Here is a 17,679-nt window from a genome sequence, read left to right as displayed (position 1 = left end):
CCGAGCTGGTCACCCTACTAGCTCTCGGTGACAGAGCGGCACCCTCCGGAGGCGCGCTGTGCACGGGCCGACGCGTAGAGACATACGGCTGCGGCGGTGGCGAGGTTCAGGCTCTCGGCCTTTCCGTGGATGGGGACGCGCACGACGGCGTCCGCCAGCGCGCGGGTCTCCTCCGGGAGCCCCCAGGCCTCGTTGCCGAACACCCAGGCGGTGGGCCCGCCCATGGTCTCCTCGTCGAGCTCGGCGTCGAGGTCGTGGTCGCCCGCGCCGTCGGCGGCGAGGACCCGCACCCCGGCGTCCTTGAGACCGGCGACGGCCCGCTCCACGGGCACGCCTACGGCGACCGGCAGATGGAACAGGGAGCCGACGGAGGCCCGTACGGCCTTGGGGTTGTAGAGGTCGACGGAGGCGTCGGTGAGCACGACGGCCTCGGCGCCCGCGGCGTCGGCGCAGCGCAGCACGGTCCCGGCGTTGCCGGGGTCGCGGACATGGGCGAGGACGGCGACCAGCTTGGGCCGGGCGGCGAGGATCTCCTCGAAGGGGGTGTCGACGAACCGGCAGACGCCGACGAGCCCCTGGGGCGTCACCGTGGTGGAGATGTCGGCGATCACCTGCTCGTCGGCCAGGTGCACCCGGGCGCCGGCGGTCCGTGCCTCGCCGATGATGTCGGCGTACCGCTCGGCCGCCTCGACGGTGGCGAACAGCTCGACGAGGGTGTCGCCGCACGCGGCGGCCTCCCGTACGGCCTGCGGCCCCTCGGCCAGGAACAGCCGCTCCTTGCCCCGGAAGTTCCGCTTCGCCAGGCGCCGCGCGGCCAGCACGCGCTGCGAACGGGGGGAGATCAGCTCGGGGGCGGGGGGCGCCATGGGTTCCATCACCTTCTGCGGGGTCTCGACGCGGCGGGCGTCGACGCGGGGTGCGACGGGGTCGCGGACAGCCGGGCGGGCAATCGAAGGACCCGCAGGCTCGCAGCCTGCGGGTCCTTCGGCGTCAGCTCAGAGCCGGCGCGGCGTCACGCCGCCTTCGGGGCGTTGACGTCGCTCGGGAGCGCCTTCTGGGCGACCTCGACGAGCGCGGCGAACGCGCCGGCGTCGTTGACGGCCAGCTCGGCCAGGATCTTGCGGTCGACCTCGACGTTCGCGGCCTTCAGACCCTGGATGAAGCGGTTGTACGTGATGCCGTTCGCGCGGGCAGCGGCGTTGATGCGCTGGATCCACAGCTGGCGGAAGTCACCCTTGCGCTTCTTGCGGTCGTTGTAGTTGTAGACCAGCGAGTGGGTGACCTGCTCCTTGGCCTTGCGGTACAGGCGCGAACGCTGACCGCGGTAGCCGGAGGCCTGCTCGAGGATCGCCCGGCGCTTCTTGTGGGCGTTGACTGCCCGCTTGACGCGTGCCACTTGTTTAACTCCTTGTAGCGGGGCCGCGGTGGGACTCACACGGCCCGGAATCGATGGGGTCCCGGTCCAGACGTACGGCGCTCAGGCCGAGCGCCGCGTACGTCACTTGCCGAGAAGCTTCTTGATCTTCTTGGCGTCGCCCGGGGCCATCTCGACGTTGCCGGTGAGGCGACGCGTCACACGGGACGACTTGTGCTCGAGCAGGTGGCGCTTGCCGGCGCGCTCACGGAGCACCTTGCCGGAGCCGGTGATCTTGAAGCGCTTGCTGGCACCGCTGTGCGTCTTGTTCTTCGGCATAGCGCCGTTCTCTCCTCGTGGGTGGCGCTCCGGTGCCCGGTCGTGAAACCGGGCACGGTGGAGCGTCGCTCGTTTGTCGGTTATGTCCTGGGGACGGTGTCCCCCGGGATCACGCCTCGGCGGAGGCCTCGGCAGGAGTCTCGGACTCCACGGCGTTCTCGGACTCCGCGGCGTTCTCGGACTCCGCGGCGTTCTCGGTTTCCGCGGCGTTCTGCGACTTGCCGGGGTTGGCCTTCGCTTCTGCCTTGCGGGCTTCCTGCGCCTGGCGGGCCTCAGCCATCGCCTCGGTCTTCTTCTTGTGCGGACCGAGAACCATGATCATGTTCCGGCCGTCCTGCTTCGGGCTCGACTCGACGAAACCGAGGTCCTGGACGTCCTCCGCGAGACGCTGCAGCAGTCGGTAGCCCAGCTCGGGCCGGGACTGCTCGCGACCACGGAACATGATCGTGATCTTGACCTTGTCGCCCTGCTTGAGGAACCGAACGACGTGACCCTTCTTGGTGTCATAGTCGTGCGGGTCGATCTTCGGCCGGAGCTTCATCTCCTTGATGACCGTGTGCGCCTGGTTCTTGCGCGCCTCACGGGCCTTCATGGCCGACTCGTACTTGAACTTCCCGTAGTCCATGAGCTTGCACACGGGCGGACGGGCGTTCGCCGCGACCTCGACCAGGTCCAGGTCGTACTCCTGCGCAAGCTCCAGTGCCTTGGCCAGCGGGACAATGCCCACCTGCTCGCCACTGGGACCGACAAGTCGCACCTCGGGAACGCGAATCCGGTCGTTGATGCGGGGCTCGGCGCTGATGGATCCTCCTCGGTTAGCACCACACGGCGGTCTGGCGGACCGTCGCGTATGTCTCTTCTAGACAAGACCTAACCGCGCCGAAGCACAAAAAATGCCCCGGACGATCACAGGCGGGGCTCCAAAGCACTTCCGGAGCACCGCCGCGATGCCGCGGGGCGCGATTCGGGCGACTCCATCGTCCGTACGGAACGATGGTGGCCGCCTGACCGGGGGTGACCCGCCGTCCCGGGGGACGGTCAGGTGGGAGATCGGAGCCTCCACTTGTGGGCTGGTTACATGACTCTCCAGCCGGTCATTACACAAGGTTAGCATCAACCCGGGGGCGGCGCTAACCGGCCCGCACCGGGGCCTATCGTGTGGGGCATGAGTGACACCTCCCCCTCGGACAGCCCCGAGACCTCCGGCCCCACCGACTTCGACGCCATGACCCGCGACATCGCCGAGGTGCCGGCGGTCGAGGTGATCGTGACGGTCGCGGTCAACCTGATGAGCGCGGCCGCCGTGAAGCTCGGTCTGACCGAGGAGGGCGACAAGTACAAGGACCTCGACGAGGCCCGCAAGCTGATCCACGCCCTCGCCGGCCTGCTGGACGCGAGCACCACCGAGATCAGCTCCTTCCACGCCGCCCCGCTGCGCGACGGCCTGAAGTCGCTGCAGCTCGCCTTCCGCGAGGCCTCCGTCGTCCCCGACGAGCCGGGCCAGGGACCGGGCGAGAAGTACACCGGTCCGGTCTACGGCTGAGCCGTTCCGTTTCCGTTCATCCGCGCACGTACAGGGGCTCGCCCGGCGGCGTGGTCCCGGCCGGCAGCAGTGCCAGGTCGAGGCCGCGCACCAGGCGGGCCCTCAGTGTCTCGTCGGCGGCCAGCCGCTCGGCGACCGAGCGCGCCGCCTCCGCGGGCTCGGCCGCGTCGATCACGAGGGCCAGGGTGCCGTCGGCCCGGCCCGGCCCGAGGTGGGCGCGCAGGACGGCGGGCTCCGCGGCGACGACGGCCCGTACGGCGTCCCGTACGGCCGGGTCGGCGAGCGGGTCCGTGCTCGTCCGTCCCTCGGCCAGCGCCAGCAGGGAGCGTCCGGTCAGCTCATAGGGCACCGGTCCGGCCAGGTCCAGGACGATCGTGTCCGCCTTCTCGTGCGCGGCGGCCTCCAGGGCCGAGCTCAGCGGGACCGCGACCGGGCGGGCGGCCGGGTCCCAGCGGGCGAGGGACTCCGTGGAGGTGAACGCGGGCAGCGCGGTGCGGTTCCCGGCCTTCAGGGTCGGGACGGCCATGTCGCTGGTCTTCTCCCGGCGCAGACCGTTCTCGTCCTCCTCGACCTCGCCGAGCACGGCCACGACCGGGACGAGCAGCCGGGCCTCCCTGAGCGCCCGCAGAACGGGGCCCTCGGCGGAGCGGTCCTCGGCCCAGGCGGCGAGCGCGGCACTCAGCGCGGGGTCGGCGGAGCCGTCGTCGTCGGAGAAGGGGGAGTCGGGAATGTTCTTGTTCGCCACGGTCACCGACCCTATCGGGGGGATCCTGCTGCGCTTGTGCGGGTCCGGAAACCCACGCGTGACGCAGAGGGCGGCGGAGACCGTTTTTCTGACACGGCTCTAACCTGCGGCTAACGGCGCGCTCAGCTGGGGCGCCCACGATCGCGGCCATGGAGTCCTCCCCACCCCGCCGCGCTCGCCCGCTGCTGTGCGGCGCCCTCGCCGCCGTCGTCGTCCTCGCCGGCACGGTCCACGGGACGTCCCGGGCGCACCGGGCGGCCGGGACCGTATCGTCGTCGTCCGCGGCGGCGTCCGGGTCCGCCTCGCCGCCGGCAGGTGAGGAGGCCGCGGTGGAGCGTGTGGCACGGCCGACGGTGGACCGCGACGCGCTGCTCGCGCGCGCCCTGCGGGCGGTCGACGTCCCGGACGGGGCCCGACTGTCGGTCGGGGTGCTGGACCTGGCGTCCGGGGAGAGCGCCACGTACGGGACAGGCGCCTTCGACACGGCGAGCGTCGTCAAGGTCGACATCCTGTGCGCGCTGCTGCTGCGCGCCCAGGACGCGGGCCGGGGGCTGACGGCGGCGGAGCGGGCGGACGCTGCCGCGATGATCGAGCACAGCGACAACGCCTCCGCGTCCCGGCTGTGGCGGGCGATCGGCGGGGCCGCCGGGCTCGAAGCCGCGAACCAGCGGTTCGGCCTCACGGGGACCGACGGCGGCGACGGCATGCTGTGGGGGCTGACCCGCACCACGGCCGCCGACCGGCTCCGGCTGCTGCGGCAGGTGTTCGGGGAGGACTCGGAGCTGGGCGCGGCGTCGCGGGCGTATATGCGCACGCTGATGGGCCGGATCGCCGAGGGGCAGCGCTGGGGTGTGTCGGCGGCGGCCGACGGCTCCGGGTGGGCGCTGAAGAACGGCTGGCTGCCGCGTACGGCCACCGGCCTGTGGGACGTCAACAGCGTCGGGCGGGTGACGGCCGGGGGCCGTGAGCTGCTGGTGGCCGTACTGTCGGACCGTCATACGACCCAGGCGCGGGGGATCTCCGTGGTGGAGGCGGCGGCGGTGGCCGCGGTGTCGGTGTTCTCCGGGGATGACGGGGCAGCGGACTGAGCGCTACGCCCGGAGGCCGAAGCGGCCGCGCCGCCCGCGCCAGACCGCGACGGCCGCGCCGAGGAGGACGACTCCGGTGCCGCCCGCGAGCCAGGCCGTCCAGCCCGCCGGTCCGTCGTCGGAGGTGGCGGCGTCGGGGCCCGCGCCGAAGTACTCCTCGCTGTGCGCCACCGGCTTCAGCTGCCGCGGCTTCATCCGGGCCGCCTTCGCGAGAGCCGCGGCCGGGTCGACGAAGCCGTAGCCGCGGGAGTCGTCGCGGCCGGAGGTGGGGGCGTTGCGGGCCGTGTCCTCCAGGAGCTTCTTGACCTGGGCCGGGGTCAGTGAAGGGTGGGCGGCCTTGATCAGGGCGACCGCCCCGGAGACGAAGGCGGCCGCCGCGCTCGTGCCCCAGCCCTCGTAGTACTTGCGGTCCGGGTCGGCGATGACGACCTTGTCGCCGGGTGCGCTGACGGTGGCGTACCAGCGGCGGGTGGAGAAGGAGGCGCGGGTGCCGTAGCGGTCGACGGCGGTCGCGGCGATGACGCCCGGGTAGGCGGCCGGGTAGGAGATGTGGTCGCCCTTCTCGCCGCCGTTGCCCGCCGAGGCGACGACGACGGCGCCCTTGCCCAGCGCGTACTGGACGGCCTCGTCCTCGCCGGCCTCGGGGTGGGCGGACTTGGAGTCGTCGCCGAGCGAGAGGTTGATGACGTCGGCGCCGTGGTCGGCGGCCCAGCGGATGCCCTCGGCGAGGGCGTTGCCACGGGTGGTGCGGGCTTTGGCGCGGGAGGGGTCGCCGTCCTCGAGGATGACCCGCACGGGGAGGATCCTGGCTTCGGGGGCGATGCCCATGACGCCGTCGCCGTTGCCCTCGCCGTGTCCGTGACCGGCGATGATGCCGGCCATCGCGGTGCCGTGCCGGGCCCAGACGGAGTCGCCGCGCTCGGCACCGAAGCCGACCATGTCCTTGCCGGTGAGGACGTTGCCCGCGAGGTCGGGGTGGTCGTTGTCGACGCCGGTGTCGAGGACGGCGACGGTGACGCCCGCGCCCTTGGTGGTGCGCCAGGCCTCCTGGGTGTGCATGGCCTCCAGGGCCCACTGCTGGGCCCGTATGGAGTCGGCGTGCGCGGTGGTGGCGGGCAGGACGGCCAGGCAGGCGCCGAGCAGGGTCGCGAGGGGGGCGGTGCGCCGGGTCAGGAAGGTCTTCACAGCTCTGGTCACGGCGGTGGGCGCCGGTTTGTTCACGGGGGCGGTCACGACGACGGCTCCGCGGAGGGGCCGACGTCCCTGCGCAGGGTGCGCTCGACGCGGTCGGCGAGGCCCCGCGCCTCGTGGCCGAGTCCGGCCTGGGCCACGGCGGAGGTGGCGCCGGCGCGCATGGCCTCCTCGGCGGGCTCGGGCCGGGCGACCACGCGGTCGTCGGCCCAGCCGGAGACGGCGTAGACGACCACGGGCGCGTCGGTGAGGACGGAGACGGTCCAGGCGGCCCGCTGCGCGTCGCCGAAGCCGGCGGCCAGGGTCCCCTGGGGGGCGTAGGGGCGCGGGACCAGATCGGCGCGCCGGTCGAGGCCGTCCCGGGTGAAGCGGGTGTCGAGCGAGCGCATGGTCGCCGGGTCGGCCTTGGTGAACAGCAGGCCGACGGTGGTGACGTGGCTCTGGGTGGCGTCGATGTAGGTGGCGCGCAGCAGGCGCCGGCAGCCGGCCGGGGTGAGGGCCTTGCGCAGCAGCGGGTCGAAGGCGTTCGCGCAGCCGGTGTCGGGGGCCACGGCGATCCGCGTCCAGGTCCGGTCCGCGCCGCCGGGACCGGCGCCCTTGCCGTCCACGGTCGGCGGGAACAGCCGGTCGACGGGGATGCTGTGCCACAGACTCCCGGCCGCGGCGAAGGTGCCCTGGGCGCCGTCGTCGCCGGGCTCGCCGACCAGCCAGCTCCCCGTCAGGGCGCCGCCGATGAGCCCGAGGCCCAGGACGACGCAGGCGGCGGCCAGGGCGGTCCGGGGCCGGATGCGCAGGCCGAGGGGGCGCGGCCGGGCCCGCTCGTCGTACCCCTCGGGCTCCCCGAACGACACGACGGGCCGTCCGGGGGGCGGAGGCGTCGGCGCGTTCCAGGAGTGGGAGGGGTCGGGCGCGAAGACTCCGGGGGCGTGCCCGGTGGAGGGGTTCCGCGGCGGCACGGGGGGCGCGCCGAACGCGCCGGGCGCCGGCCGGGTGGGCGTGCCGGTGCCTCCGGCGGCCGCCGACGGCTCGCTGGGGACGGGCCGGAGCCGGAACGTGGTCTCGGCGGACGTCTCCGCGGGGGCACCGCCCCGGCGCGGCTGCGGGGCCCGCTCGGGCTGCCGTGGCGCCGGAGGGCGGGGGGCGGCCCGGTCGGGGGCTTCCCCGGGCGCGGGACCGGCCGAGCGCGCGGGGGCACCCGGGTATCCCCCCGCCGCGGTGCCGTCCCGGCGCTCGCGCCCGGCGGGCGACGCAGTGCCGACGCCAGGGCCGGCGGTGACCGAGGACTGCTGGGGCGCGCTCTCGTACCCGGCCGTCGGCGAGGCGTCCCGGCGGGCGGCCGTGCCCGGATATCCGCCCGCCGCAATGCCGTCCCGGCGCTCGCCGTCGGCGGGCGTCGGAGTACCGGTGCCGGGGCGGGAAGCGGCCGGGTGGGCCGAGGACTGCGCGGGCACACTCTGGTACCCGGCGGTCGGCGAGGCGTCCCGCCGCTCGCGCCCGGCGGGCGACGACGTGCCGGCGCCAGGGCCGGCGGTGGCCGGGGACTGCCGGGGCGCGCTCTCGTACCCGGCGGTCCGAGGGGCCGTCGTCGGATGTGCGGGCTCGCGGCCCGCCGTCGGAGGGGCGTCCGGGAAGCGGGCCGAGGCGCGGGGCGGAGGCGGGGTGCTGTCGCCGGGGGGCGGGGAAGGGGCCGAGGAGTCGTCCGAAGGAGCCGGGGGCTCCGTGGGGCGGGGCGGTGTCGGCGGAGGGGGCGGGGCCGCCGGGGGCGGCGGCGTGGCGGGGCGAGGCGGGATGGGGGCGCGGCGCGCTTCCGTGCTCATGCACCCCCCGTTTCCTCGTGTCCGGGCCCGTCCTCGTCCACGGGCCGTCGTCCCCGGTGCCGGTCCGCCCGATGGACTTTCCCGACCAGGCACGCATACCCGCACCCGGGGAGCGTCATCCCGGCGCGGTGCGCGACCGGTGGCGTTCCCCTTGCGTGCGCGTCACTCTACGGGTTGATGCCGGGCGAGAGGGAACCAGTCCGCGACCCCGTGTGCATCTGCCCGGAACGTCCCCCTACCCTGCGGTAATCCGGTCTGGCAGGCTTCGTTCATGACTGCGCGCGCCGCCGACCGGGCCCGTTACGACCGGGCCACCGCCCATCTCGACGCCCCTCTCGCGATCGTGGACCTGGGCGCCTTCGACGCCAACGCGGACGACATGCTCCGCCGGGCCGGCGGCAAGCCGATCCGGGTCGCGAGCAAGTCCGTGCGCTGCCGGGCGCTGCTCGAACGCGTCCTCGCGAAGGACGGCTTCGCGGGTGTCATGTCGTTCACCCTCGCCGAGTCCCTGTGGCTGGCGCGGTCCGGTTTCGACGACGTCCTGCTGGCCTATCCGTCCGCGGACCGGGCCCGCTTCGCCGAGCTGACGAATGATCCCAAGCTCGCGGCCGCGGTCACCGTGATGATCGACGACCCGGCGCAGCTGCGGCTGATCGACGAGTCCCGCTCGGGTGGCCGTGAAGTGGTGCGGGTCTGCCTGGAGTTGGACACCTCGCTGAGGCCCTTCGGCGGCCGGATGCGGGTCGGTGCCCGCAGGTCGCCGCTGCACTCCCCCGCCCAGGTCGCCGACATGGCCCGGGCGGTGGCCCGCCGGCCGGGCTTCGAGGTGGTCGGGATCATGGCGTACGAGGGGCACGTCGCCGGTGTCGGGGACTCCGTGCCGGGGCGGCCGCTGCGCTCGCGTGCCGTCCGGCTGATGCAGGCCACGGCCCGCCGGGAGCTGGCGGAGCGGCGGGCCGCGGTGGTGCGGGCCGTCCGGGACGTGGTGCCGGGGCTGGAGTTCGTCAACGGCGGCGGGACGGGCAGCGTGCAGTTCACGGCCGCCGAGGAGTGCGTCACCGAGATCGGGGCCGGTTCGGGGCTGTACGTGCCGCGACTGTTCGACAACTACACGTCCTTCAGCGGGCGTCCGGCCGCGCTGTTCGCGCAGCCGGTGGTGCGCCGACCGGGGGTCGGTGTGGTGACCGTGCTCGGCGGCGGCTACCCCGCCTCCGGCGTCGCGGGCAGGGACCGGCTGCCGGTGCCGTACCTGCCCGAGGGCCTGCGGTACGACCCGCAGGAGGGGCCCGGCGAGGTGCAGACCCCGCTGCTCGGCTCCCCGGCCGACGATCTGCTGATCGGGGACAAGGTGTGGTTCCGGCACGCCAAGGCCGGGGAGCTGTGCGAGCGGTTCGACGCGCTGCATCTCGTCCAGGGCGACACGGTGACGGAGACGGTGCCGACGTACCGGGGCGAGGGTCACACGTTCCTGTAGCCGGACCGGCCGGAAAGGGGCACTCCTATCCGGCCGGACGGGGCGCCGGGCTACAGCGGGGTGACGTACGCCCCGGAGATCCCGCCGTCGACCAGGAAGTCGGTGGCGTTCACGAAGGACGAGTCGTCGCTGGCCAGGAACGCGACGGCGGCGGCGATCTCGTCGGCCTCGGCGAACCGGCCGACGGGGATGTGGACGAGGCGCCGGGCGGCCCGCTCGGGGTCCTTGGCGAACAGCTCCCGCAGCAGCGGGGTGTCGACCGGCCCGGGGCACAGGGCGTTGACCCGGATGCCGTCGCGGGCGAACTGCACTCCCAGTTCCCGGGACATGGCGAGGACGCCGCCCTTGGAGGCCGTGTAGGAGATCTGGGAGGTGGCGGCGCCCATCCGGGCCACGAAGGACGCCGTGTTGATGATGGAGCCCTTGCCCTGCCGCCGCATGTAGGGGATGGCGGCCTTGCAGCACAGGTAGACGGAGGTGAGGTTGACCTCCTGGACCCGCTTCCACGCCTCCAGGCCGGTCTCCAGGATGGAGTCGTCGTCCGGCGGTGAGATACCGGCGTTGTTGAAGGCGATGTCGACGCTGCCGTAGGTGTCGTTCGCGGTCCTGAACAGCGCCTCGACCTGCTCGGCGTCGGTGACGTCGACCTTCACGAACGTCCCGCCGACCTCCTCGGCGACGGCCTTGCCGCGCTGCTCGTCGATGTCGCCGCAGACGACGTGCGCCCCTTCGGAGGCGAACCGGCGGGCGGTGGCGAGGCCGATGCCGCTGCCGGCTCCGGTGATGACGGCCGTACGGCCGACGAGGCGACGGCACACGATTGCTTCGGTCACTGTGCGGAGCCCTCCGTGCTGATGAAGACGTTCTTGGTCTCGGTGAAGGCGGTCAGGGCGTCCGGTCCCAGTTCACGGCCGATGCCGGACTGCTTGAATCCGCCGAACGGGGTCCAGTAGCGGACGCTGGAGTGGGAGTTGACGGACAGGTTGCCGGCGCGGACGGCCTGCGAGACGCGCAGGGCGCGGCCGACGTCGCGGGTCCAGATGGAGCCGGACAGGCCGTAGTCGGTGGCGTTGGCCAGTCGTACGGCGTCCGCCTCGTCCTCGAAGGGCAGGACCACGGCGACGGGGCCGAAGACCTCCTCGACGGCCACTCTCGCCCGCGGGTCGACACCGGTGAGGACGGTCGGCGGGAACCAGAAGCCGGGCCCCTCGGGCGCCTTGCCGCGGATGCCGGGCGCCCGCGGGTCGACGTAGGAGCGGACCCGGTCGAGCTGGGCGCGGGAGATCAGCGGGCCCATCTGGGTCTGCTCCTCGGCCGGGTCGCCGACCCGCACGGCCTCGATCGCCGGGGCCAGCAGTTCCAGGAAGCGGTCGTGGACGGAGCGCTGGACGAGGATGCGGGTGCGGGCGCAGCAGTCCTGGCCGGAGTTGTCGAGGAAGGACAGGGGCGCGGCGGCCGCGGCGGCTTCGAGGTCGGCGTCGGCGAAGACGATGTTGGGGCTTTTGCCGCCGAGTTCGAGGGTGACGCGCTTGAGCAGGGCGGAGCCCTTCGCCAGGACCTGTTTGCCCACGGTGGTGGAGCCGGTGAACACGATCTTCGCGACGCCCGGGTGGGTGACCAGGGCGTCGCCCGTGACCGGGCCGTGGCCGGGCAGGACCTGGAACAGCCCTTCGGGCAGCCCGGCCTCCAGGGCGAGTTCCGCCAGCCGCAGGGCCGTCAGCGGCGTCGTCTCGGCGGGCTTGAGCAGGACGGCGTTGCCGGCCGCGAGCGCGGGGGCGGTGCCCCAGGCGGCGATCGGCATGGGGAAGTTCCAGGGGGCGATGACGGCGACGACGCCGAGGGGTTCGGGGATCGTCACGTTCAGGCCGCCGGCGACCGGGATCTGCCGGCCGGTGAGCCGCTCCACTCCCCCGGCCGCGTAGTCGAGCAGGTCGCGGACGTTGCCCGCCTCCCAGCGGGCGTTGCCGAGGGTGTGCCCGGCCTCGGCGACCTCGAGGCGGGCCAGTTCCTCGAGGTGGTCGTCGACGGTGGCGGCGAACCGGCGCAGCAGGCGGGCGCGTTCGCCGGGCGCGAGGGCGGACCATACGGCCTGCGCCCTCGTGGCGCGTACGACGGCCGCGTCCACGCCGGCGGCGTCGGTGGCCGGGACGGTGGCGACGACCTCTTCGGTGGCCGGGTTCAGTACCTGGAGCCGGTCGGATGCCTGGAGCTGGTCGGACAAGAAGGGCCTCACATGCGTTCGAAGGAGCGGCGCAGCTCCCAGTCGGTCACCGCGGCGTCGAAGGCGTCGAGTTCGACGCGCGCCATGTTGCGGTAGTGCGCGACGACCTCGTCGCCGAAGGCGGCCTTGGCGATGGGGCTGTTCTCCCAGAGTTCGGCGGCCTCGCGCAGCGTGGTGGGGACGTGCTCGAAGTCGGCGGTGTAGGCGTTGCCGGGGCAGGGCTCGGGCAGTTCCAGCTTCTGCTCGATGCCGTACAGACCGGCGGCGACGAGTCCGGCGACGGCGAGGTGCGGGTTGACGTCGCCGCCGGGGAGCCGGTTCTCGAAGCGCAGCGAGCGGCCGTGGCCGACGACGCGCAGGGCACAGGTGCGGTTGTCGCGGCCCCAGGCGACGGCGGTCGGCGCGAAGGAGCCCGGCGCGAACCGCTTGTAGGAGTTGATGTTGGGTGCGTACAGCAGGGAGAAGTCACGCAGGGCGGCGAGCTGACCGGCCAGGAAGTGCCGCATGACCTCGGACATGCCGTCGGGTCCGGCCATGACGCTGTCGCCGTCGGCGTCGGCGAGCGAGAGGTGGATGTGGCAGGAGTTGCCCTCGCGCTCGTTGTACTTGGCCATGAAGGTGATCGAGACGCCCTCCTGGGCGGCGATCTCCTTGGCGCCGGTCTTGTAGATCGCGTGCTGGTCGCAGGTGACCAGGGCCGCGTCGTACCGGAAGACGATCTCGTGCTGGCCGGGGTTGCACTCGCCCTTGGCGGACTCCACGGTGAGCCCGGCGGCCGCCATCTCGTTGCGGATGCGGCGCAGCAGGGGCTCGATGCGGCCGGTGCCCAGCACCGAGTAGTCGATGTTGTACTGGTTCGCGGGGGTGAGACCCCGGTAGCCCGCGTCCCACGCCTGCTCGTAGGTGTCCTTGAAGACGATGAACTCCAGCTCGGTGCCGACGTTCGCCGTGTAGCCGTGCTCGGCGAGGCGCTCCAGCTGGCGGCGCAGGATCTGGCGGGGTGCGGCGGCCACGGGCGAGCCGTCCTCCCAAGCGAGGTCGGCGATCAGCATCGCGGTGCCGGCGTTCCAGGGGACGCGGCGCAGGGTGGTGAGGTCCGGGTGCATGGCGAAGTCGCCGTAGCCGCGGTCCCAGGAGGACATGGCGTAGCCCTCGACGGTGTTCATCTCGGTGTCGACGGCGAGCAGGTAGTTGCAGCCCTCGGTGCCGTGGTGCAGGACCTCGTCGAGGAAGAACCGGGCGGCGAACCGCTTGCCCTGGAGCCGGCCTTGCATGTCGGGGAAGGCCAGGACGACAGTGTCGATCTCACCACCGGCGACGAGGGCGCGCAGCTCCTCGACGCTCAGCGGGGGTGTGCGGTCTGCCACGGGAGAGCCTCCATTCGGCTACTTCGGTCAGCCGGGAGCCATAAGGTATTGCGCAAGACCATTGATTGGGAAGGGGGTCCGGTGACATGTCGCGGACGGACACGGGGCACGGGGCGCCCGGGGCCGCCGACCGGCTGACGTCGGTCCTGCGGCCGGTGCGGGCCGGCAACGGCTTCGAGGAGGCCCTGGAGCAGGTTCTCCAGGTCGTCCGGCTGGGTCTGGTGCCGGGCGGGGAGCGGCTGCCGGCGGAGCGGGAGCTGGCCGAGCGGCTGGGGATCAGCCGGGTGACGCTGCGCGAGGTGCTGAAGGTCCTCCAGGACCAGGGGCTGGTCGAGTCGCGGCGCGGCCGCTACGGCGGCACCTTCGTGCTGCCGCGCACCGAGACGCCCGGCGAGGAGGAGCTGCGGCGCCGGCTGAAAGACGTCGACGTGGAGGACGCGCTGCGCTTCCGTGAGGTCCTGGAGGTGGGCGCGGCCGGGCTGTGCGCGGCGCACGGGCTGGACGAGAAGCAGGCGGACCGGCTGCGCGAGGCGCTGGCCCGCACGCACGACGCCCCGTTGAGCGAGTACCGGCGGCTGGACACGCTGCTGCACCTGACCCTGGCCGAGCTGTCCGGCTCCAGCACGCTGACCGCGCAGTACGCGGCCGTCCGCGCCAGCGTCAACGACCTGCTGGACTGCATCCCACTGCTGGTGCGCAACCTGGAGCACTCGCAGCGTCAGCACAGCGCGCTGGTGGAGGCCGTGATCGAGGGCGACGCCGAGGAGGCGCGGGAGATCATGCGCGAGCACTGCGCGGGCACGGCGGCGCTGCTGCGGGGCTTCCTCGGCTGAGCGATGGCGCGGGCTTCCTCGGCGGAGTCGATCGCGGACCGGGTTGATCGCGGACCGGGTTGATCGGGAACCGAGGCGTGACCGGGGGCGGCCGAGGAAGGTTTTACGGGCGATTAACGCACGGGGCTTGCCTTCCCCGGACGGCGACCGCAAAGGTATGGATCCATTCCATTGCGCCGGAGCCCGGTCGTCGACCCCACCGTGCCCGGAACAGTCCGCGCCCGTCGCCCTGTGGGGAGTCCGCACATGTCCCAGGAATCCACCGACACCCCGTCCGCCGCGGAGGCGGACGACTATCTCAGCCGCAGAGCGCTGCGCCGCGGCAGCGCCGGCTGGGTGCTGCTGACCGGTCTCGGCGTCGCCTACGTGGTCTCCGGTGACTACTCCGGCTGGAACTTCGGCCTGGCCGAGGGCGGCTTCGGCGGCCTGGCGATCGCCATGGTGCTCATGGGCGCGATGTACGCGTGCATGGTGTTCGCGCTCGCCGAGCTGTCCTCGATCCTGCCGACGGCCGGCGGCGGCTACGGCTTCGCCCGCCGGGCGCTCGGTCCCTGGGGCGGCTTCCTCACCGGTACGGCCATCCTCATCGAGTACGTGCTCGCGCCCGCCGCCATCGTCATCTTCATCGGCGACTACGTCGAGTCGCTCGGCCTGTTCGGCCTGGAGTCGGGCTGGCCGCTGTACCTGGTGTGCTTCGCGATCTTCCTCGGCATCCATCTGTGGGGCGTGGGCGAGGCGCTGCGGTTCAGCTTCGTCGTCACCGGCATCGCGGTCGCGGCCCTGGTCGTGTTCGCCCTGTCGGCGCTGCCCGAGTTCTCCTTCGGCGCGCTGGACGACATCCCGGTGGACCCGTCGGCCGCCGGGTCGAGTTCGTGGCTGCCGTTCGGTCTCCTCGGGATCTGGGCGGCGTTCCCCTTCGGCATGTGGTTCTTCCTGGGCGTGGAGGGCGTGCCGCTGGCCGCGGAGGAGACCAAGGAGCCGGCCCGGACGCTGCCGCGGGCCATCCGCTGGTCGATGGGCGTGCTGGTGGTCCTGGCCGTGGTGACCTTCTTCGCGGCGGCCGGGGCGCGCGGCTCGTCCGCGATCCAGGACGCGGGCAACCCGCTCGTCGAGGCCCTCCAGCCGGACGGCGAGGCGACCACGCTGAGCCGGATCGTCAACTACGCGGGCCTGGCCGGGCTGGTGGCCTCCTTCTTCTCCCTGATCTACGCGGGCTCCCGGCAGCTGTTCGCGCTGTCCCGCGCCGGCTACCTGCCCCGCTTCCTGTCCCTCACCAGCCGCCGCAAGGCGCCCTACCTGGGCCTGCTCGTGCCCGGCAGCATCGGCTTCCTGCTGGCGGCGGCGTCCGGCAACGGCGCCCGGATGCTGAACATCGCCGTCTTCGGCGCGACGATCTCCTACGCGCTGATGTCCCTGTCGCACATCGTGCTGCGCCGCCGCGAGCCCGGGCTGCCGCGGCCGTACCGGACGCCGGGCGGGGTGGTGACCTCCTCCGTCGCGCTGGTGCTGGCGTGCGCGGCGCTGGTGGCGACGTTCCTGGTGGACGTGACGGCCGCGCTCATCGCGCTCGCGGTGTACGCCGTGGCCGTGGCCTACTTCGGGCTGTACAGCCGCAAGCACCTGGTGGCGAAGGCACCGGAGGAGGAGTTCGCGGCGCTGGCGGCGGCCGAGGCAGAGTTGACGCGGGACTGAGCACAGCGGGAAGGAGCGGTCGTGAGCAGGCCGTTGATCGGGGTCAGCACCTATATGGAGGTCGGGGCGCGCTGGGGCGTGTGGGAGCTGGAGGCGGCCCTGCTGCCGGTGGGCTACCCGCGGCTGGTGCAGCGGGCGGGCGGCCTGGCCGCGATGCTGCCGCCGGACGACCCCGAGCACGCGGCGGCCGCCGTGGCCCGGCTGGACGGGCTGGTCGTCGCGGGCGGCCCGGACGTCGATCCGGTCCGCTACGGCGCCGAGCGCGACCCCCGCACGGGCCCGCCGGCGCCGGACCGCGACGTCTGGGAGCTGGCCCTGATCGACGCGGCGCTGGCGGCGGGGATCCCGCTGCTCGGGATCTGCCGGGGCATGCAGCTGCTGAACGTCGCCCTCGGCGGGACGCTCGTCCAGCACCTGGACGGGCACGCGGAGGTCGTGGGCGTCTTCGGCGGCCACCCCGTCAAGCCGGTGCCGGGCACCCTGTACGCCGCCGCCGTCCCGGAGGAGACGACCGTACCGACCTACCACCACCAGGCCGTCGACCGCCTCGGCGAGGGTCTGGTCCCCTCGGCCCACGCGGCCGACGGCACGGTGGAGGCGGTGGAACTCCCCTCCGTCGGCTGGGTCCTGGGCGTGCAGTGGCACCCGGAGATGGACGACGACGTGCGGGTCATGCGGGCGCTGGTGGAGGCGGCGGGCGGCTGATACGCGGCCCACGGGCCGCCGATCCGGCGACTGCCCCACCTGCGCGCCCGGTCCCGGGCGGCGGTACCGGCGCCCATCGGCCGCCCGGCCGGGCGTGGTCGACCTCCTCGGCGCTGCGCCGGTCGCGGCCGGCCGTCCCCGTCGAGCCGACGGCAGCCGCCCGTCCCCCCGACGGAAGGCGTTCGCCGACCGGCGTAGTCAGGCGCCGCCGGGCACGGGCCAAAGGCTCCTGGGGTGCGGGCGGGGCGGGTGATCGACCCAGCGCATAAGGGGGCCGCGCCCCGCGCCGGCCGCAAGCGGCCGGTCCCCTGGGCGGAGCCCCCTTCACCCCCGCGTCAGCGACAGCAGGTCCCGTGCCGGGCCCACCGGACGGTGGCCCGTCGGCCAGACCGCTCGCAGGTCACGGGCCAGGGAGACGCCGGCCAGCGGGATGCCGACCAGACGGCGCATGGCCAGTTCCTCCCCCACCGCGAGTTCGCTGAGGACCGCCGGACCGGCTCCGCTGACAGCGGCCGCCTTGACCGCCGTCGTCGAGGACAGTTCGATGAGCGGCCGGGCCAGTCCGCCCAGTGCCGCGTCCAGGACCTGCCGGGTGCCCGAGCCCTTCTCCCGCAGGATCAGCGGGGTCGCCGCGAGCTCCGCCGCGTCCAGCGGCCGGCGCCGCCGCGACCAGGCGTGTCCCGGCGCGGTCACCACGATCAGGTTGTCGTGGGCGATGACGACCGAGTCCAGCCCGGTCGGCACGGTCAGCCCCTCGACGAACCCGAGGTCCGCCTCGTCGGCCAGGAGCCGCTCCGCCACGGCCGCCGAGTTCCCGGCGTGCAGGGACACCGCCGTGTCCGGCCGCTGGGCGCGCAGGGCGAGCAGCCACCCCGGCAGCAGGTACTCCGCGATGGTCATGCTCGCCGCGACCCGCAGCCGCGAGTCCCGCCGTACGCGCAGGGCCTGTGCCCCGGCGTCGAACGCCTCCGCCGCCTCCACGACCCGCCGCGCCCAGTCCGTCACCAGCGCCCCGGCGTCGGTCAGCCGTGAGCCGCGCGGCGACCGGTCCACCAGCGCGACCCCCAACTGGCGTTCCATGGAGCGGATCCGGCTGCTCGCCGCCGGCTGCGTGATGCCCAGCTCCCGCGCCGCCCCGCCCAGACTGCCCAGCCGCGCCACCGCCAGCAGCAGTTCCATCGCGCCCAGATCGGGGACGCGGTGCGCCACGGACCCGGCACGGTACGTCTCCCCCGGCTGCTCGCTCATAAGGTCAGTTTATGTCGCCATAGGGAGAGACTCCCTGGTGGGCCGGGCGCAACACCCCGACG

Annotated in this window: 16 protein-coding genes and 1 pseudogene; 6 read left to right on the top strand and 11 right to left on the bottom strand. The window is 73.6% G+C overall.

Translation table 11 applies throughout. From position 1 onward, the window contains the following. Positions 1–17: 17 nt before the first annotated feature. From ACFRAC_RS20390 to infC, 4 genes and pseudogenes are all read right to left on the bottom strand, one after another. Positions 18–866, bottom strand: coding sequence for a TrmH family RNA methyltransferase (locus tag ACFRAC_RS20390; RefSeq protein WP_382925476.1), 849 nt, complete (start codon positions 864–866; stop codon positions 18–20). A 146-nt stretch (positions 867–1,012) separates the two neighbouring features. Next, positions 1,013–1,396 (bottom strand): 50S ribosomal protein L20, encoded by a 384-nt coding sequence (gene rplT / locus ACFRAC_RS20385; protein WP_004002577.1) that lies wholly within the window; start codon positions 1,394–1,396, stop codon positions 1,013–1,015. A 102-nt stretch (positions 1,397–1,498) separates the two neighbouring features. Next, positions 1,499–1,693 carry a 50S ribosomal protein L35 gene (gene rpmI, locus ACFRAC_RS20380; protein ID WP_382925474.1) on the bottom strand — a complete coding sequence of 65 codons (195 nt, stop codon included), beginning with the start codon at positions 1,691–1,693 and terminating at the stop codon, positions 1,499–1,501. Between the two features lie 109 nt (positions 1,694–1,802). Further along, a pseudogene (gene infC, locus ACFRAC_RS20375) lies at positions 1,803–2,520 on the bottom strand (translation initiation factor IF-3). Positions 2,521–2,858: 338 nt separating this feature from the next. Between infC and ACFRAC_RS20370 the strand changes: the two are divergent. After that, on the top strand, positions 2,859–3,236 hold the full coding sequence (locus ACFRAC_RS20370; RefSeq protein ID WP_382925473.1) for a DUF1844 domain-containing protein: 378 nt from the start codon (positions 2,859–2,861) through the stop codon (positions 3,234–3,236). 16 nt (positions 3,237–3,252) lie between these two features. On the opposite strand, the gene ACFRAC_RS20365 is transcribed toward ACFRAC_RS20370, so the two are convergent. Beyond that, positions 3,253–3,981, bottom strand: coding sequence for an SseB family protein (locus ACFRAC_RS20365; RefSeq protein WP_382925471.1), 729 nt, complete (start codon positions 3,979–3,981; stop codon positions 3,253–3,255). Positions 3,982–4,130: 149 nt separating this feature from the next. Here ACFRAC_RS20365 and ACFRAC_RS20360 point away from each other — a divergent pair, with 149 nt between their 5' ends. Next, entirely contained in the window at positions 4,131–5,069 is a 939-nt protein-coding gene (locus ACFRAC_RS20360) for a serine hydrolase (RefSeq protein ID WP_382925469.1), read from the top strand. Between the two features lie 3 nt (positions 5,070–5,072). Here the strand turns inward: ACFRAC_RS20360 and mycP are convergent, their stop codons facing one another. Beyond that, positions 5,073–6,254, bottom strand: a complete 1,182-nt coding sequence (mycP, locus tag ACFRAC_RS20355; RefSeq protein ID WP_382925629.1) for a type VII secretion-associated serine protease mycosin — start codon at positions 6,252–6,254, stop codon at positions 5,073–5,075. Between the two features lie 44 nt (positions 6,255–6,298). Next, positions 6,299–8,077, bottom strand: coding sequence for a hypothetical protein (locus ACFRAC_RS20350; protein WP_382925468.1), 1,779 nt, complete (start codon positions 8,075–8,077; stop codon positions 6,299–6,301). A 271-nt stretch (positions 8,078–8,348) separates the two neighbouring features. Here ACFRAC_RS20350 and ACFRAC_RS20345 point away from each other — a divergent pair, with 271 nt between their 5' ends. Continuing rightward, positions 8,349–9,551, top strand: a complete 1,203-nt coding sequence (locus tag ACFRAC_RS20345; protein ID WP_382925466.1) for an amino acid deaminase/aldolase — start codon at positions 8,349–8,351, stop codon at positions 9,549–9,551. 50 nt (positions 9,552–9,601) lie between these two features. Here ACFRAC_RS20345 and ACFRAC_RS20340 read toward each other — a convergent pair whose 3' ends face one another. From ACFRAC_RS20340 to ACFRAC_RS20330, 3 genes are read right to left on the bottom strand one after another with little or no spacing between them, the layout of a single operon-like run. Beyond that, positions 9,602–10,384 carry a 3-oxoacyl-ACP reductase gene (locus ACFRAC_RS20340; protein ID WP_382925464.1) on the bottom strand — a complete coding sequence of 261 codons (783 nt, stop codon included), beginning with the start codon at positions 10,382–10,384 and terminating at the stop codon, positions 9,602–9,604. Beyond that, complete coding sequence (locus ACFRAC_RS20335; RefSeq protein WP_382925463.1) at positions 10,381–11,772, bottom strand: aldehyde dehydrogenase family protein; 1,392 nt, start codon at positions 11,770–11,772, stop codon at positions 10,381–10,383. The genes ACFRAC_RS20340 and ACFRAC_RS20335 overlap by 4 nt, the downstream gene beginning before the upstream one ends. Before the next feature lie 8 nt (positions 11,773–11,780). Further along, complete coding sequence (locus ACFRAC_RS20330; protein WP_382925461.1) at positions 11,781–13,139, bottom strand: glutamine synthetase family protein; 1,359 nt, start codon at positions 13,137–13,139, stop codon at positions 11,781–11,783. An 86-nt stretch (positions 13,140–13,225) separates the two neighbouring features. Here ACFRAC_RS20330 and ACFRAC_RS20325 point away from each other — a divergent pair, with 86 nt between their 5' ends. The 3 genes from ACFRAC_RS20325 to ACFRAC_RS20315 all read left to right on the top strand — a co-directional run bounded on the left by ACFRAC_RS20325 (position 13,226) and on the right by ACFRAC_RS20315 (position 16,369). Then, on the top strand, positions 13,226–13,972 hold the full coding sequence (locus ACFRAC_RS20325; protein ID WP_382925460.1) for a FadR/GntR family transcriptional regulator: 747 nt from the start codon (positions 13,226–13,228) through the stop codon (positions 13,970–13,972). 246 nt (positions 13,973–14,218) lie between these two features. Continuing rightward, the gene (eat, locus tag ACFRAC_RS20320) at positions 14,219–15,664 is read left to right on the top strand and encodes an ethanolamine permease (protein ID WP_382925458.1); all 1,446 of its coding nucleotides are present in this window, start codon (positions 14,219–14,221) and stop codon (positions 15,662–15,664) included. Positions 15,665–15,697: 33 nt separating this feature from the next. Beyond that, positions 15,698–16,369 (top strand): gamma-glutamyl-gamma-aminobutyrate hydrolase family protein, encoded by a 672-nt coding sequence (locus tag ACFRAC_RS20315; protein WP_382925627.1) that lies wholly within the window; start codon positions 15,698–15,700, stop codon positions 16,367–16,369. Between the two features lie 324 nt (positions 16,370–16,693). Here ACFRAC_RS20315 and ACFRAC_RS20310 read toward each other — a convergent pair whose 3' ends face one another. Further along, entirely contained in the window at positions 16,694–17,617 is a 924-nt protein-coding gene (locus ACFRAC_RS20310) for a LysR family transcriptional regulator (RefSeq protein ID WP_382925457.1), read from the bottom strand. Positions 17,618–17,679: the final 62 nt, after the last annotated feature.

Source organism: Streptomyces sp. NPDC056628 (assembly GCF_042792555.1).
GTDB lineage: Bacteria > Actinomycetota > Actinomycetes > Streptomycetales > Streptomycetaceae > Streptomyces.
This window is presented reverse-complemented; position numbering and strand designations above follow the sequence as displayed.